Source organism: Nonomuraea glycinis, assembly GCF_035920485.1.
Classification (GTDB): domain Bacteria; phylum Actinomycetota; class Actinomycetes; order Streptosporangiales; family Streptosporangiaceae; genus Nonomuraea; species Nonomuraea glycinis.
The window spans coordinates 3,231,916-3,247,628 of the sequence record NZ_CP109166.1; the positions used below are offsets into that span (position 1 = coordinate 3,231,916).

14 protein-coding genes are annotated in these 15,713 nt (G+C 71.7%); 3 read left to right on the forward strand and 11 right to left on the reverse strand.

Annotated elements, in window-relative coordinates; translation table 11 throughout:
* Positions 1–34: 34 nt before the first annotated feature.
* From OHA68_RS15180 to OHA68_RS15200, 5 genes are read right to left on the reverse strand one after another with little or no spacing between them, the layout of a single operon-like run.
* Positions 35–763, reverse strand: a complete 729-nt coding sequence (locus tag OHA68_RS15180; protein ID WP_327108213.1) for an SIS domain-containing protein — start codon at positions 761–763, stop codon at positions 35–37.
* Positions 760–2,007, reverse strand: a complete 1,248-nt coding sequence (locus tag OHA68_RS15185) for a serine/threonine-protein kinase (protein ID WP_327108214.1) — start codon at positions 2,005–2,007, stop codon at positions 760–762. The genes OHA68_RS15180 and OHA68_RS15185 overlap by 4 nt, the downstream gene beginning before the upstream one ends.
* Positions 2,004–2,936, reverse strand: a complete 933-nt coding sequence (locus OHA68_RS15190) for an N-acetylglucosamine kinase (RefSeq protein WP_327108215.1) — start codon at positions 2,934–2,936, stop codon at positions 2,004–2,006. The genes OHA68_RS15185 and OHA68_RS15190 overlap by 4 nt, the downstream gene beginning before the upstream one ends.
* 11 nt (positions 2,937–2,947) lie before the next feature.
* Positions 2,948–4,015 (reverse strand): helix-turn-helix transcriptional regulator, encoded by a 1,068-nt coding sequence (locus OHA68_RS15195; protein WP_327108216.1) that lies wholly within the window; start codon positions 4,013–4,015, stop codon positions 2,948–2,950.
* Positions 4,016–4,048: 33 nt separating this feature from the next.
* Positions 4,049–4,915 carry a fumarylacetoacetate hydrolase family protein gene (locus tag OHA68_RS15200; RefSeq protein ID WP_327108217.1) on the reverse strand — a complete coding sequence of 289 codons (867 nt, stop codon included), beginning with the start codon at positions 4,913–4,915 and terminating at the stop codon, positions 4,049–4,051.
* A 137-nt stretch (positions 4,916–5,052) separates the two neighbouring features.
* On the opposite strand from OHA68_RS15200, the gene OHA68_RS15205 reads away from it, so the two are divergent.
* Positions 5,053–6,354 carry an aspartate aminotransferase family protein gene (locus OHA68_RS15205; protein WP_327108218.1) on the forward strand — a complete coding sequence of 434 codons (1,302 nt, stop codon included), beginning with the start codon at positions 5,053–5,055 and terminating at the stop codon, positions 6,352–6,354.
* Here OHA68_RS15205 and OHA68_RS15210 read toward each other — a convergent pair.
* From OHA68_RS15210 to purD, 5 genes are all read right to left on the reverse strand, one after another.
* On the reverse strand, positions 6,235–7,251 hold the full coding sequence (locus tag OHA68_RS15210) for an EamA family transporter (RefSeq protein ID WP_327108219.1): 1,017 nt from the start codon (positions 7,249–7,251) through the stop codon (positions 6,235–6,237). The two genes, OHA68_RS15205 and OHA68_RS15210, sit on opposite strands and share 120 nt — an antisense overlap.
* A 356-nt stretch (positions 7,252–7,607) precedes the next feature.
* Positions 7,608–8,897 carry a GTP cyclohydrolase IIa gene (locus OHA68_RS15215; protein ID WP_189142811.1) on the reverse strand — a complete coding sequence of 430 codons (1,290 nt, stop codon included), beginning with the start codon at positions 8,895–8,897 and terminating at the stop codon, positions 7,608–7,610.
* Positions 8,898–9,098: 201 nt separating this feature from the next.
* Complete coding sequence (gene murA / locus OHA68_RS15220; RefSeq protein ID WP_327108220.1) at positions 9,099–10,364, reverse strand: UDP-N-acetylglucosamine 1-carboxyvinyltransferase; 1,266 nt, start codon at positions 10,362–10,364, stop codon at positions 9,099–9,101.
* A gap of 92 nt (positions 10,365–10,456) precedes the next feature.
* On the reverse strand, positions 10,457–11,293 hold the full coding sequence (locus OHA68_RS15225) for a phosphoribosylaminoimidazolesuccinocarboxamide synthase (protein WP_189142813.1): 837 nt from the start codon (positions 11,291–11,293) through the stop codon (positions 10,457–10,459).
* Positions 11,290–12,504 carry a phosphoribosylamine--glycine ligase gene (purD, locus tag OHA68_RS15230; protein WP_327108221.1) on the reverse strand — a complete coding sequence of 405 codons (1,215 nt, stop codon included), beginning with the start codon at positions 12,502–12,504 and terminating at the stop codon, positions 11,290–11,292. The genes OHA68_RS15225 and purD overlap by 4 nt, the downstream gene beginning before the upstream one ends.
* Positions 12,505–12,817: 313 nt before the next feature.
* Between purD and corA the strand changes: the two genes are divergently transcribed.
* On the forward strand, positions 12,818–13,927 hold the full coding sequence (corA, locus tag OHA68_RS15235) for a magnesium/cobalt transporter CorA (protein ID WP_327108222.1): 1,110 nt from the start codon (positions 12,818–12,820) through the stop codon (positions 13,925–13,927).
* Here the strand turns inward: corA and OHA68_RS15240 are convergent, their stop codons facing one another.
* On the reverse strand, positions 13,928–14,833 hold the full coding sequence (locus tag OHA68_RS15240) for a glycerophosphodiester phosphodiesterase family protein (RefSeq protein WP_189142816.1): 906 nt from the start codon (positions 14,831–14,833) through the stop codon (positions 13,928–13,930).
* 223 nt (positions 14,834–15,056) lie between these two features.
* Here OHA68_RS15240 and OHA68_RS15245 point away from each other — a divergent pair, with 223 nt between their 5' ends.
* Positions 15,057–15,674 (forward strand): GNAT family N-acetyltransferase, encoded by a 618-nt coding sequence (locus OHA68_RS15245; protein WP_189142817.1) that lies wholly within the window; start codon positions 15,057–15,059, stop codon positions 15,672–15,674.
* The last annotated feature ends 39 nt before the right edge of the window (positions 15,675–15,713 follow it).

Consider the following 15,713-nt stretch of genomic DNA (forward strand, 5'->3'; position numbering starts at 1 on the left):
AGGTCCGAGCGGACGCGCCCGTTGTGGTGGCTGGTCAGGCGTCGCCCAGGCGGACGCGTTCGCCGTACGGGTCGAGCAGGGTGGCGTTGTACGCGTCGCCGCCCGGGGTGTTGGCCGACCGGAAGACCGGGGGGTGCGCGCCGGCGGCGAGGTAGCGTCCGGCCACGTCGGCGACCAGCAGCTGGGCGATCAGGACGCCGGTCAGGTTGGAGACGGGGCAGATGGTCGTGCCGTCCGGCAATTCGACGGCCGCGTCGCCGTACGGCGCGCCGTTGTCGATGACCACCCCCGCCAGGTCGGCCAGCTTCGGCCCGGACACCCGGGAGGTGTGCGCGCGCGAGGTGATCGCGATCAGCGGATGCCCGTTGTCCACGGCGAGCCTGGCGAGCTCCACCACGGCCGCGTTCCCACCCGAGTTGGAGATGACCACGAAGACGTCCTGGGGGCGGATGTCGGCCAGCTCCCAGATGCGCCCCGCCAGCCCCGGTACCCGCTCGACCTTCGGATCGAGGATCTCGTCCGGGGTCGCGTCACCGTAGTAGACCACGTCACGGATGCCCAGCTGGTTGGCGGGGACCAGCCCGCCGGCGCGTCCCACCAGCTCCAGCGCCACCGATCTGGAGTGCCCGGTGCCGAACGCCTGGAGCACCCCACCGGCGCGCAAGGCCGTGAAGATCAGCTCTCCGGCGCGGGCGATCGCGTCGCGCTCCTCGGTCAGCAGCCTGTCTACGGCCGTCCGTGCGACCTCCGCGTAGGCGTTCATCGTCCTCTTCTCTCGTCGAGCTCATGGAGCAGGTCCGCGGCGGTCCGCGCGAGTCGTTCGGCGCTGCCCGGCGCCGCCTGGGCGGCGAGCACCTCGTACTCGGCCCTGGCGTAGGCGTCGGCGGTCGGCAGGTAGCCCGGATATCCGTTGACATATCCGAGGACGAGCACGGGTTCGGGGCGGCTCGCCCGGATCAGGTCCCGCACCCCCAGGAACGGCTCCCCGGGCAGCGCCGCGAGGGCCACCCCGCCGAGCCGGGCCGCGCCCACCTCGGCGTCCAGCGTGGGACGCGCCGGCGCGGAGCCGGTCAGCACGCGAGCGCCGTCGAGCCGGCTCCGCGCCATCCGCACGGCGACCGGGTCACCACCCGCCACCGCCTCGGCAAGGGCCCCCCGCAACGCGGCGACAAGCGCCTCCGGATCACCGTTCCCATCCACCCGCCCGAGCCGAACCCGCTCGGCCGCCCACCCGACCCCCTCGGGCTCGGGGCTCGGGGCGGTGGGGTTCAGTAACTCCAGGCAGCGTTCCGCCACCAGCGCGCCCAGCCGGTCCAGCTCCGCGCGGTCCGTGCCGCGACGGGTGTGGCGGGTGCTGATGTCGCCGGCCGCGCCGGTCGCCACCACCACCCAGACGCGCGGGCCGAGCCGGGCCCGTAACGCCGCGCGTACCGCCCCTGCCAGGTCCGCGCTGATCAGGCGGCCGGCGGCGGGCAGGACAGTGGGATGGACCGGGAGCACCACCAGGACCCCCGAAGTCCGGCCGGCGGGGTCGCGGACGGCCAGCACGTCCAGCGGGACCACGGGCGTGCCCGACGGCCGGCTGCGGTCCCCGCCGACCTCGCGCAGCTCGCCATGGCGGACCTGCCCGGAGGCGGGCCGTTCGGTGGCGACCGCCCGCAGCACGGCCGCGCGCGTCGCCTCGGCGATCAGGTCACGCCAGGGCTGCGGCGTCGGCGCCCCGCCGGGCACGCACCCCGTCTCGGGCCCCGCGTGGGTGTGCGTGGCCGCCAGCCACAGCTCGCCCGCCTCGGGGACGGCGGCTCTCGCCCGCGCGGCCAGATCCTCGTTCACGCAGATGACGTCGGCCACCGCCAGAGCGAAGCGCCGGTGACCGTCGTACCAGGTGATCGCCGTCACCTCCAGGGGGTCGAGGACGCCGGTGGAGGGGCCGGGACGGTCGAGGTATCCGCCCATCGGGGTTCCGGCGGGGACAGGCAGCATCACGGTGCCATGGCCGACTCTCATCGAACCTCTCCAGAACGCTCGAACGCCTTGATCAGTGACCGGTAGTGGCCCAGGTCGCCGGCGGCCAGCCGCGCGGCCCCCGACAGGCCGTCGCCGGCCGGGGCCACCGCCCGGACACGCGGCAGCAACCTGTCCAGCTCGGCCCGGAACCCGGAGCTCAGGATCGGGCTGCCCAGCAGGCGTCCGGTCCAGGAGACGGGCACCTCGGCGCCCACCGGGAAACAGCGGGCCGCCGCGGCGACGGTGCCCGCCAGCTCGTGGGCGGCCGCCGTGGTGATCGCCCGCGCGCTGTCATCCGTACCGGCGAGTTCCAGGACGTGGACGGCGAAGCCGGCCACCCGCGCCACCGCGTCGGGCGCCAGGTAGAGGCGCTCGGGCAAGGCGGCGAGGTCGCCGAAGAGCTCGTGGGCGCGGGCGGTGAGCGGTCCCGGCGGCCGTCGGCCGTCGAACCCGCGCAGGGCGGCGTCCAGGCCGCGGCTGCCGATCCACAGCCCGCCGCCCGCGTCGCCGCAGAGGTAGCCCCAGCCGTCCACCTGCCGGATCGCGTCCGCGCCCGCCACGCCCAGCGCGATCGAGCCGGTGCCCGCCGCGAGGACCACGCCGGGCCGCCCGCCGAAAGCCCCGGCGTGCGCGGTCACGGCGTCCGCGGTGATCAGTACGCGGGCGGCGGGCAGGGCCGCGAAGAGCCGGTCGGCCAGCTCTTGGTGGGCGGCCGGCGGGCCGAGCAGGGTGGTCAGGCCGAGGCAGATCGTGCTGACCTGCGGCCGCCGCAGCTCGTGCCAGGCGGCGAGGACCCGCTCGGTGACCACGTCCACCGGCCGGCCCGCCGCGTAGGCGAGGCCGGGGACCTCGGCGGTCAGGCGTACGCGCCCGTCCGTGGCGAGGCCGGCGCGCAGGCCGGTCTGACCGCCGTCGACGGCGAGTTCCATGGGTGACGACCTCACGGGGCAGGGGACCGATGGGTCCGGCGGTATTCGCTGGGGGAGCAGCCGACGTGCCGCTTGAACACGCCGCGGAACGCCTTCGCGCTCAGGTAGCCCGAGCGGGCGGCGATCGTGTCGATCGGCACGGCGGAGGCGGTGAGCAGCATCCGGGCGTGGCGGAGCCGCAGCCCGGTCAGATGCCGCAGGAACGTCGTGCGCCGCTCGTCGGCGAACAGGTGCGAGATGTAGAACGGGCTGGCCGAGACCGCCTGCGCGACCGTCGACAGCCGCAGGCGCGGATCGGTGTAGTGCGTCGCCATGAAGCTCTCGGCCATCGACAGGATGTCCCGCTCGGCCGGTGGCATCAGCCGGGTCAACGTCTCCTCGATCCAGATGTGCAGATAGGAGCGCTCGTGGATCTCCGTGACCGTGATCAGCTCCTCGATCGGCAGGCGGGCGCACGCGTCGACCCAGTCGGTGGAGCCGCCCGCGAGCCGGCACCGGTTGACCACGTCCACCACGAACAGCAGCTCGCCCATCAGCCAGTTGTGCAGCGTCTTCGGGGCCAGGTCCCGCTCCTGGACGCACCGGTCGACCCAGCCGGTGAGCAGCCCGGCCGCGCCGCCCCGGTCGCCGGCCTGGATCCGGCGGGCCAGCTCGGCCTCGATCCGCACCGGCGGTGGCGCGTCGGGCCGTGGCTCCGGCGGCGCCGTGATGACCCGGTCGCCGCCCAGCAGCAGCTTGTAGGCGTTGGTCCGGAGGGCGTCCCGCTCGGCTCCCGGACCGCGTCGCGGGGCGCTCAGGCTGACGGTCGCGGTGAGCTCGGTGGCTCTGACGATGCCGGCGCGGACCTGCTCGGCCAGCGCGGTCGCCTGGCCGAGGAGCCGGTCCGGGTCGTCGCCGGTCAGTGTGACCAGCCACTCGTCGGGGGGCAGTGGCTCGCAGGTCACCGGCTGTCCCGCCGTCGCCGCCCGCACCGCGCGGTCGGCCTGGTCGAGCTGCCGGCCGGCCCACGACCGGCCGCGGGCTCGGGTCGAGGCGACGTAGTCGTCGAGGTCGATGAGAGCGCCGACCGTGAAGTCCATACCTCTCAGAGTACGAGTAGGGCGCGCCGATATCTATGGTTTAGGCGGGCCGAAATCGACGGTGTTGACCAGGGTGCCCACGCCCTGCACCGTGGCCCGCATGACGTCGCCGTCCTGGAGCGGGGCGATGCCGGCGATGGTGCCGGTGGCGATGAGGTCGCCGGGCAGCAGCGTCATCCCGTCGGACAGGTCGGCGATCAGCTCCGGGACGCCGAACACCATCTGCTCGGTGTTCGCCCGCTGCCGCACCTGCCCGCCGACCTCCAGGGTGAGCTCCAGCGCCTGCGGATCCGGCACCTCGTCCACGGTGGCCAGGTAGGGCCCGGTGGGCGCGAAGGTGTCGAAGCCCTTGGACTGGTCCCACGGCGCGTTGCGGGCGATGTTGGCGAGCTGGAGGTCGCGGGCGGTCATGTCGTTGATCACCGTGTAGCCGGCCACGGCCTCTCGCCAGCGCTCGGCGGGCAGGTCGCGGACCACGGAGCCGATCACGACGGCCATCTCGACCTCGTGCTCCAGGTGCTTGGTGCGGGCCGGCGCGGTCACCGGGCGGTTGTGGCCGGTCAGCGCGGACGGCGGCTTGAAGAACAGCACCGGCTCCGGCGGCACCTCCATCCCGCCCTCCTCGGCGTGCGCGACGTAGTTGAGGGCCAGGCAGCAGATCTTGGTGCAGGTGGCCACCGGCGGCTCGAACACCACCGACGACTCCTCCAGCAGCGTCCCGGCACCGGCCCACCGCCGGTCCACCTCCTCGGTGAGCCGGTCCAGTCCGTACAGACCGAGCATCGCGACCGGATCGTCGCCGCCCCGCAGGCCGGCCAGGCTGAGCAGCTCGCCACCCTCGCGCCAGGCGACCACTTCGACTTGTTCGGCGGGAGACCGCCGGATACGCCCGAGAAACACGGCCACACCTTCCTGGAGACAGGGCCTCAGCTCACCAGGTCCGCGAAGTGCCTCACAAGGCTCCGTCCTTGCGATGGCGCCCCCGTCCTTGCGCTCCTCCTTGTCCGCGAGGCTCCGCCCGGCCTTTGATGGTCCCCATGACCCGGACCTTGCACGTCAGCCGCGACCTTTACGCCAACGGGCAGCGCTTCCTGGCCGGCGGTGTCTCCAGCGACGCCCGCCGGACGGCCGGCGTCCCGCTCTACGTGGACCGCGCCCAGGGCGCACGACTGTGGGACGTGGACGGCAACTCTTACGTCGACTACGTCCTCGGCCAGGGGCCGGCGCTGCTCGGCCACTGCCCGGCGCCGGTCGTGGCGGCCATCGCGGACCAGGCCGCCCGCGGCATGGTCTACTCGGCGCAGCACGCCGCCGAGGTGCGGGTGGCCGAACGGATCTGCGCGATGGTGCCCTCGGCCGAACGGGTCAGGTTCAACACCGTGGGCTCGGAGGCGGTCCACGGCGCGCTCCGGCTGGCCCGCGGCTACACCGGCCGATCCAAGATCCTCAAGTTCGAGGGCCACTACCACGGCTGGCTCGACCCCGTTCTCTACAGCGTGCACCCGGCGGTGGACGCGGCCGGTCCCGCGCAGGCCCCCGTCGCCGTGCCGGGCACGGCGGGACAGCAGCCGGGCCATTCCGACGACCTGATCGTCTGCCCGTGGAACGACCTGGAGACGCTGACCGGCCTGATGGCGCGGCACGCGGGGCAGATCGCCGCCGTCATCGCCGAGCCCGTCCTGTGCAACACCGGCGCGATCAGCCCGGACCCCGGCTATCTGGAGGCCGTACGGCGACTCTGCGACGAACACGGCACCCTGCTGATCTTCGACGAGATCATCACCGGCTTCCGGCTCGCGCCCGGCGGCGCCCAGGAGCGGTTCGGGATCACGCCCGACCTGTCGGTGTTCGGCAAGGCCATGGCCGGCGGCATGCAGGTGTCGGCGCTGGTCGGGCGGGCGGCCGTGATGGACCACATCTCCACGGGCAAGGTCGCGCACGCGGGGACGTTCAACTCCCAGCCGGTCGGCATCGCGGCGGCCGAGGCGACGCTGCGCATCCTCGACGAGCGGCGCGAGGAGGTCTACGGCACGCTGTACGAGCGCGGCGAGGAGCTGATGGAGGGCCTGCGGGCGGCGGCGGCCAAGGCCGGCGTGCCGATGCTCGTGGACGGTCCCGGCCCGGTGTTCCAGACGTACTTCACCGACGCCCCCGCCGTCCGCGACTACCGGGACTTCGCCGCCACCGACCGGGCCAAGATGGCCCGCCTGCAGGCGGCGCTACTCGACCGGGGAGTCAACATGGTCCCGCGGGGGCTGTGGTTCATGTCCACGGCGCACACCACGGCGGACGTCGACGCCACGGTGGACGCCTTCGCCGGCGCGCTGCGGGACCTGTGACCCCTTGCGCTCGGTCGAGATGACCAGCGCCACACCGATCAGGATGATCACGCCGCCCACGACGATCCGCAGGGTGACGGGCTCGCTCAGCACCAGCGCGCCCAGGAGGACGGCCACCGCCGGGTTGACGTAGGCGTAGGTCGAGACGAGGGAGATGGGCGCGTTGCCGAGCAGCCACGAGAACGCGGTGAACCCGACCAGCGAGCCCATCACGATGAGATAGCCGAGGGCGAGCCAGGACCTGCCGGTGATCGCGGACGGGTCCAGCCGCTCGCCCAGCCCGCCGCCGAGCAGGACCAGGCCGAGGCCGCCCGCCAGCATCTCGACCGTGCTCGTCGCGAGCGGGTTGGCCGGCATCGCGATCCGGCTGGACAGGAACGAGCCCACCGCCCACGAGAACGAGGCGAGGAGCACCACCACGATCCCCACCGTGCCGGCCCCGTCGACGCCGGTCAGCGACAGTGCCGCCACTCCGCCGAGCCCGACCAGCACGCCCGCCAGGGTGAGCGCCCTGGGCCGGTCGCGCACCGCGAACCTGAACACCACGAGCCACAGCGGCACCGACGCCACGAGCAGCGCCGCCAGGCCGGTGGAGATGTACTGCTCGGCCACGGCCAGCATGCCGTTGCCCGAGGTGAGCAGCAGGATCCCCACCCCGGCGGCGCCGAGGAACTCCCGCCGGGTCATCCGGAATGCCTGCGTGCCGGACCTGACGAGCACGAAGCCGCCGAGGAGGGCGGCCGCGACCAGGAAGCGCATGGCGCCGCCGAGCATGGGCGGGATCGACTCGACCAGGATGCCGATGCCGAGATAGGTGGATCCCCACACCACGTAGACGATGATGAGCGCGCCCCAGATGGCGAGCGGAGATCGCTGGTCAGCAGCGTTGTGGCCCATAGGTCATGACAATAGCGGTCGAGACCGACAGAAACCGTCGGGGGATCGGTCAGGTGAGGTCCGCGGTCTGTCCACCACGCGGAGCGGCCCCGCCCATCGGCGAAGGGGCCGGAAAGAATTGGTGCCCCCGTCCGAATCCCGTCGATCGGGGGCGTCGGAAGTCATACCCCCATCCACGTTGACCAACCGCTGATTCAGCAAGAGTCAACCCCCAATCCACCAACCCGTCACCTGCTGGAAGGAACAATGGGTACAGATGCCTCCCACCCCGGCCAAGCAGGCCCCGGAGCTGGGTAATCGGGCCCGCCACCGGCCAAGGGGGAAGGTGCGGCGGCGGGCCTGATCACCCAAGGCCGTCAGCGCGGCCCGAGCTTCTCCACGATCAACCGGTAGAGCTGCCGAGGCCGTCCCGGCTGCGGCGTACGGTTCGGCGGAAGCGGCCACGCGAGTCCCTCGTCGACCAGCGTGCGCAGCAACCGCCGTGCCGTGCGCGGCGTTACTCCCAGCATCTTCCCGGCGCCCTCGGCGTCCACCACGGTGTCGCCGCCTTCGAGCTTGGCCGCCAGCCGGGCCAGCACCTCGACCCCCTTGGGCTTCAGCGCGGTGGTCCCCGTGGGCGGCATCCGGGGCGCCGGGATCAGTGCTCTCCCTTCTCGGTCGACGGCGAATCCCTGCGCCTGTTTACCTGTCTGAGTGCGGGCCAGCGCGGCCCGCGCGTGCGACTCGGCGTCGTGCGTCGTACGGCCCATGCCCACGCCCACCTCGACCGCCAGCCCCAGCTCGTCCCGGATGCGGCCGGCGAACGGCAGCACCCGGAACCCGTCGGTGGCCGCCGCCACCGAGCCCCTGGTCGCGGTGACCAGGTAGCTGTGATCGTCGATCGGCCAGACGGTGGCGTTGATCCGGTTCGCCTCCTGGACGAGCAGCCGGTGCAGCGACAGCCGCAGCTCGTCGCGCCAGTAGCGGGGCGCCGCGCGCCGCACGGGCTCGCGCAGCGTCGGCACCTCCACCAGCACGACGGTGAGCTGTGACTCCTCCAACCGGTGGTGCGCGCCCAGCAGCGCGGCGGTGTGCAGCGCGGTGCGCACGGCCGCCGACGTCGGCCTGATCCTGATGACGGGCACGCCCGCGGTCTGCAGGCGCTCCGCCACCGCGGGCAGGCACGTCAGCGCTCCCGTGGTGATGCCCTGCCGGGACAGCCGCTCGTGGTAGGCGGCGATGGTCCCCGTCGCCCCCGGCTCGTCGCGACTGTGCACGTCCGTCGCCGGAATGCCCAGATCGGTGTACGCCTCCTCGACGTCGGCGCGGCTGACCACGTCGACGCTGACTCGTTGTGGATCGACGCGTGGATCAAGCGCCGCCTTGGCCAGCGCCGCCACCAATGCCGCCCCGCCGAGCTGGACGTAGGTGGCGGGCATCGTCAGCACGCCGGAACGCCTCGCCAGGTCGTACGGGACCGGACTGGCGAACAGGCACGCGTCCACGCCGGGACCGAGGCGCGTCACCTTGTCAGGCGCCTCCTGCTCGTCGCGGTAGGCGGCTGCGACCAGCCGGCAGGGCAGCGGCGCTGCGGCATGACCCATCAACATGACGCGCTCGACCAGATCATGGGGCCCGACCACGCCAATAGTGAGGTCCGGTGTCATGGCGCCCGGGCGTGACACTCGGGGTGTTTCTTCGGCCCTCTCGACCAATGTTCGTCCCATCCTGCGGTCCGTTGCAGTGCTCTCTTTTGGAACGATCGCTCGCGGGGGCCGTAATGTCACGCCCGACTTTTCCGGAAAGTCGTTCGGGTTGACCACCCGAGAAGACGTCTCAGCAGCTCAACACGCCATTCCTAAGGTTTTTCAACCCTCGGAAATCTCTCGTGTAATGTCCGCTCCGAGTGCCCGCATTCGTGTGGCGAGATGTGCGTGGCCGCGATCGATGAGGTATCCCGACTCGATGACGGTCTCGCCTTTGGCGGCCAGTCCGGCGAGCACCAGAGCTATACCAGAACGCAGATCATGAGCCGTTACCCGAGTGCCGGTCAGCGGAGTGGCGCCGCGCACGATCGCCCGGCTGCCGTCCACCTCCACATTGGCGCCCATCTTGTTCAGCTCGCCCGCGAGGGCGAAGCGGCCGTCGAAGATGCGCTCGTGGATGTAGCTGGTGCCGTCGGCGAGGGCGGCCACGGCCATCATCGGCGACTGCAGGTCCGTGGCGAAGCCGGGGTAGGTGTCGGTGATGATGTTGATCGGCCGCAGCGGGCGGTCGCACCGGACGTGCAGCACCGCGCCCTGCCGGGCGAAGTCGACGCCCATCTGCTCCAGCTTGTAGCGCACCACGCCCAGGTCGAGGCCGGTGCCGACGAGACTCAGCTCGCCCTGCGTGATGGCCGCCGCCATGGCGAACACGCCCGCGTCGAGCCGGTCCGGCATCACGGTGTGCTCGACGGCGTGCAGCTCGTCCACGCCCTCGACGGTGATGAACCCGGTGCCCGCGCCGCTGATGCGCGCGCCCATCTTGGAGAGCATGTCGATGACGTCGAGCACCTCCGGCTCCAGCGCCGCGTTCTCGATCACGGTGGTGCCCTTGGCCAGGGCGGCGGCCATGATCAGATTTTCGGTGCCGGTGTGGGACGGGGTGTCGAGGTAGAGGGTGGCGCCGGTCAGGCCGGAGGCCTTGACGTGGATGACGGTCTCACCCTCGTCCACGATCGCGCCGAGCCGCTTGTAGCCGAGGTAGTGGAAGTCGAGGTTGCGGCTGCCGAGGTTGCAGCCGCCGACCCCCTCCACGATCGCCTCGCCCAGCCGGTGGAGCAGGGCTGGGGTGAACAGGACCGAGCCGCGGAAGCGCCTGGCGATCTCGGCGGGAAGCACCGGGCTGGACAGCCGCGAGGCGTCGATCACCAGCGTGCGCTCCGACTCGTGCAGCTCGACGTAGGCGCCGACGGTCTCGGCCAGCTCGACCGCGCGACGTACATCCTCGATCAGCGGGACGTTGCGCAGCACGGTGCGGCCCTTGGCGGCCAGCAGAGCCGCACCGATCATCGGTAGCACGGCGTTCTTCGCGCCCTGGATGAAGGCGGTTCCACGCAGTGCGTTGCCACCGCGCACGCGGTAACGGACCATTCGTGCTGCTCCTCGGGAAATTATCGATCGGAAAAGAGGGTGAGGGTCGATCCGGCCAACAGTAGCCGCTCACACCACCTGGCCCAGCCGAATCACCCGGTAAAGGAAGTCCCAGTGATGCGCTCATAGGCCTCCAGGTATCGCTGCCTGGTGCGCATGACCACCTTGTCCGGGAGGCGAGGTGGGGGATTTGTGGAGTTTTTGTCCCATCCGGATTCGGGCGACGTTAGCCAATCACGGACATACTGCTTATCGAATGACGGCTGCGGGCGTCCCGGCTGCCACTCATCGGCCGGCCAGAATCGCGACGAGTCGGGGGTGAGAACCTCGTCCCCCAGGGTCAGCACCCCGTCGGCGTCCCAGCCGAGCTCGATCTTGGTGTCGGCCAGGATGATGCCCCGCTCCAGGGCGATCTCCGCGCCGCGCGTGTAGACGGCGAGCGTGATGCGCCGCAGCTCCTCCGCCGTCTCCGCGCCGACCTCGGCCACCACCTGCGCGAAGGAGATCGGCTCGTCGTGCTCGCCCATGGGCGCCTTCGTCGACGGCGTGAAGATCGGCTCGGGCAGCCGGGACCCGTCCGTGAGCCCCTCCGGCAGCCGTACGCCGGAGACCATCCCGTCGCGGCGGTATTCGCTCAGCCCGCCCCCGGCCAGATAGCCGCGCGCCACGCACTCCACCTGCACCATCGTCAGCGGCTTGACCAGCACGCCGCGCGCCTCGTCGCCCGGTGCCACGACGTGGTTGGGCACCAGGTCGCGGAGCTGGTCGAACCACCACAGCGACATCTGGGTGAGGATCGCGCCCTTGTCCGGGATGTCCGGCTCAAGCACATGGTCGTAGGCCGAGATGCGGTCGGAGGCGACCATCAGCAGCAGACCCTCGTCGGTCTGGTAGAGGTCGCGGACCTTGCCGGCGTGCAGGTGCTTCATCGGGCGATGTCCGTCCTGTGGAATGCGCCGCGCATCTCGATCCGCGACACCAGCTCGTAGGCGTTGCGGCGGGCGCTGTCCTGGTCGGGCCCGCCGGCCACCACGCTCAGCACCCGGCCGCCCGCCGAGACGATCTCGCCGTCCTTCCGCGCGGTCCCGGCGTGCAGCACGTAGGCGTGCTCGGTCGGCTCCAGCCCTTTGATCACGTCGCCCTTGACCGGAGTGCCCGGATAGTCCTCCGCCGCGATGACCACCGTCACGGCGGCCCCGTCCGCGAACTCCGGATCCGGCCCCAGCTCGCCGGTGGCGCACGCCATCAGCAGCCCGCCCAGCGGCGTCGTCAGCCGATCGAGGATCACCTGGGTCTCCGGGTCGCCGAACCGCGCGTTGAACTCGATCACCTTCGGCCCCTTGGCCGTCAGGGCCAGCCCCACGTAGAGCACGCCCTGGTAGGGCAGCCCGCGCCGGCTCAGCTCGCCGATCGTGGGGTGCACGACCTCCCGCATGACCTGCTCGGTCAGCCCTTCCGGCGCCCACGGCAGCGGCGTGTAGGCGCCCATGCCGCCGGTGTTGGGCCCCTGGTCGCCGTCGTAGGCCCGCTTGAAGTCCTGCGCGGGCTGCAGGGGGACCGCGGTGCTGCCGTCGCAGAGCGCGAACAGCGACACCTCCGGCCCGTCCAGGAACTCCTCGATGACGACCCGCTCGCAGGCCGCCGCATGGGCCAGCGCCACCTCGCGGTCGTCGGTGACCACCACGCCCTTCCCGGCGGCCAGCCCGTCGTCCTTGACGACGTAGGGCGTCCCGAACTCGGCCAGCGCGGCCGCGGCCTCCTCGGCCGTCCGGCAGACCCGGGCCTGCGCGGTGGGCACGCCGGCGGCGTGCATGATGTCCTTGGCGAAGGCCTTGGAGCCCTCGATCATCGCCGCCTGGCCGGACGGCCCGAAGCAGGCGATCCCCGCCTCGCGGACCGCGTCGGCCACCCCGGCCACCAGCGGCGCCTCGGGGCCCACGACCACGAGGTCGACCCGCAGCCGCCGGGCCAGCCCGGCCACCTGCACCGGATCGACGGGGTCGACCGGGTGCAGCCTGGCGACCTCCTCGATCCCGGGATTCCCCGGAGCGCAGTGAAGCTCGCTGACCTGGGGATCGAGTTGGAGTGAACGGCACAGGGCGTGCTCACGCCCACCGGAACCTACGACTAGAACGCGCACCCGCTCATTCTCGCAGCCCACCGTCCCCGCCCGTCCCCGCCCCGGTCCCTCGGCGCCACGCGCATGCGGGCGAGTATCGTTATGCCGTTACCTGCCTGTGGTAGCTTGAGGCGGCTCTGTGGTCTCTTGCGTGATTGGAGGTGGTCCGGGATGAAACCTGGTGATCCCAGCAGTACGTGCTCGTTCACGTACACCCCAGATACCCCCGACCACTCCAATCCGGCAGCCTGATCGTGCCTCCACGCATTCTTTTCGATTGAGGTGACCTTTCATCGCGCGTGGAGCGTGCCAGGTCGGGCGGAAAGAGACCGCCATGCGCTCGTCCACACTCTTCCGTCGTATCAACCGTCACCCCGCACCGCGTCACCAGCCGCGCCCGCACGCGCAGCCGGTGCTTGAGGCGCGCGTGCCTCCCGTCGACTCCATCGTCGAGTACGCCGCCTACGTCGAGGGCAGGAAGACCACCGCCTCCGGCATCGTGGAGTGCCTGGACCAGGTCCGCAGGCACAACAAGGACTCCGACGGCCCGAAGGCGTTCGTCTGGGTCGGCCTGCACGAGCCGGCGGCCCCCGAGGTGGAGTGGCTGGCCGAGGTCTTCGACCTGCACCCGCTGTCGGTCGAGGACGCCGTCAAGGCGCACCAGCGTCCCAAGGTCGAGCGCTACGGCGACTCCCTGTTCATGGTCCTCAAGACCATCGCCTACCTGGACCACGACGAGCTGACCGCGACCAGTGAGATCATCGCCACCGGCGAGATCATGGTGTTCCTCGGCGTGGACTTCGTGGTGACCGTGCGCCACGGCGAGCACTGCCCGCTCGCGGAGGTGCGCGAGCGCATCGAGGACAGCCCCGAGCTGCTGGACCGTGGCCCGGCCGGCGTGCTGCACGCCATCTCCGACCACGTCGTGGACCGCTACCTTCAGGTGGCCGACCTCATGCAGATGGAGCTGGAAGAGGTCGAGGCCACCGTGTTCGCGGACGTCAGCTCCCGCGACATCAACCGGATCTACCAGCTCAAGCGGGAGATGCTGGACCTCAAGCGGGCGGTCACCCCGTTGCAGGCGCCGCTGGCCGCCCTGCCCCAGCGGCGGGTGATCCCGTCGGAGATGCGCGAATACTTCCGCGACGTCGGCGACCACCTGTCCCGGGTGTGCGAGCAGGTGGAGTCCTCCAACGAGCTGTGCAGCTCGATCCTGCAGGCGGCGCTGGCCCGCTCGAACGCGCTGGCCAACGAGGACATGCGCAAGATCTCCTCCTGGGTGGCGATCCTGGCCGTGCCCACGATGATCGCCGGCGTCTACGGCATGAACTTCGACTTCATGCCCGAGACCAAGCAGGTCTGGGGCTATCCGGCCATCCTGGCCGTGATGATCACCGCCTGCGTGGTGCTGCACCGCGGCTTCCGCCGCAACGGCTGGCTGTAGTCAGACGCCGACCGGCTTGAGCGGGCCGACAGGATCGGGCAGCTCGAGCCCGCGCTCCTGCCACACCTCGCGCATCCGGTCCGGATAGTCGGTGACGATCCCGGCCACCCCGAGGTCGAGCATGCGCGCGGCGAGGGCCTGGTCGTTGACCGTCCAGACCGCCACGTCCAGCCCCGCCGCCGCGGCCTGGGACATCAGCCGCTCGTCCACCATGACGTGCTCGGGCGAGAGCGTGGTGGCGCCGGCGTCGCGCGCGGCGGCGGCCACGTCGTCGGCCGGCGGGCCGTTCCAGTCCAGCGTGTCGAGCTCGATCAGCGCGAAGCGCCGCGTGTCCGGCGCGAGCTCGGCCGCGTGGCCGAGGATCCGCCAGTCGAAGCTCAGGATCGCCGCGTTGCGGAGCCTGCCGTGCCGTTCGAGCTCGTCGATCACCAGCTCGGTGAAGAGCCGGGGATCGGCGGTGAGCGCGGGCCTGGTCGGGTCGGACTTCAGCTCGACGTGCAGTCGTACGTTCTCGGCGGCGTAGGCGTTGGCCAGGCCGAGCACCGCGCCGAACGTGGGCATCCGGGTGTCGGGCATCGCCACCTGGGTCACCGCGAACACGTCGTCGGGGTGCCGGGGCAGCCGCACGCCGACGTCCAGGGTGCGCAACTGCGCGAGGGTCAGCGCGTTGATGGGCTTGCCGACGTAGGGGAACGCGGGGTCGTCCGGCTTGACCGGCCGGGTGTCGGCGCTGGTCACGGCGGAGACCGTGAGGTCGTGCGTCAGCACGAGCCGCCGATCCGCGGTGAGCGCGACGTCGAGCTCGAGCGCGTGCACGCCGAGCTCCAGCGTACGGCTCATGCCGGGCAGCGTGTTCTCGGGCCAGAGGCCTCTCGCTCCCCGATGACCATGTATCTCAACGCGCACACCGGGGACACTACCGGGCTCCGGCCGCTGCTACGCGCCGCCACGCCGTGTCCTTTTTGCGGTGATACGCGGAGTCGCTACCGCTGGTCGAGCGCCCAAGGGCAGGCAACCCGGTTCCACTCCGGCGTCCCACCCACCCCACCAGAAATGAATCGATGAATGCAACATTGTTGCAATAAGCTGAGGAACCATGACGGAGGCTCTCGTAACTACCCAACTCGACATGGTTCGGGCATGGGTGGACGGCTGGGTCATCTCTCGCAAGACCCCGCCACCGGTCCCCGAACCCTGGGGATTTCGCGTGGACGTCGGCCGGCCCGGTCACGTGGCGCGCCACATCCTGCCCACGCCGACCCCCGCCCTCGTCCAGCACCTGACGGCGGCCATCACCACTCCCGGCACCTGGCTGAAACTCTGCGCCCCGGCGGAGCTGATCGCCCCGTGGCTCCCGCCCACCTGGACGATCGACCCGCCGGAGTTCATGATGACCACCCCGCTGACGCGCGAGCGCGCCGAGCCGCCCGCGGGCTACACGATGGCGATCACCACCCGCTCCGACGTCACCGCCGCCCGCCTGCTGACCCAGGCGGGCGAGATCGCCGCCCGCGGCCAGCTCGCCGTCGCCGGCCGGGCGGCGGTGCTGGACCGGGTCGAGACCGCCCCCGAGCACCGCCGCCGCGGCCTCGGCGGCGTCGTCATCCGGACCCTGGTCGACACCGCGCTCTCCAGAGGCGCGACCACCGGCGTCCTGGTGGCCACTCCCGAGGGCAGAGCGCTGTACGAGAGCCTCGGGTGGAGACTGCTGTCACCGGTGACCGCGGCGGTCCTGGCACCCCGGTAGGGGGCCCTGGCGCCTCGGCAGGGGGCAGTCCAGCTCAGG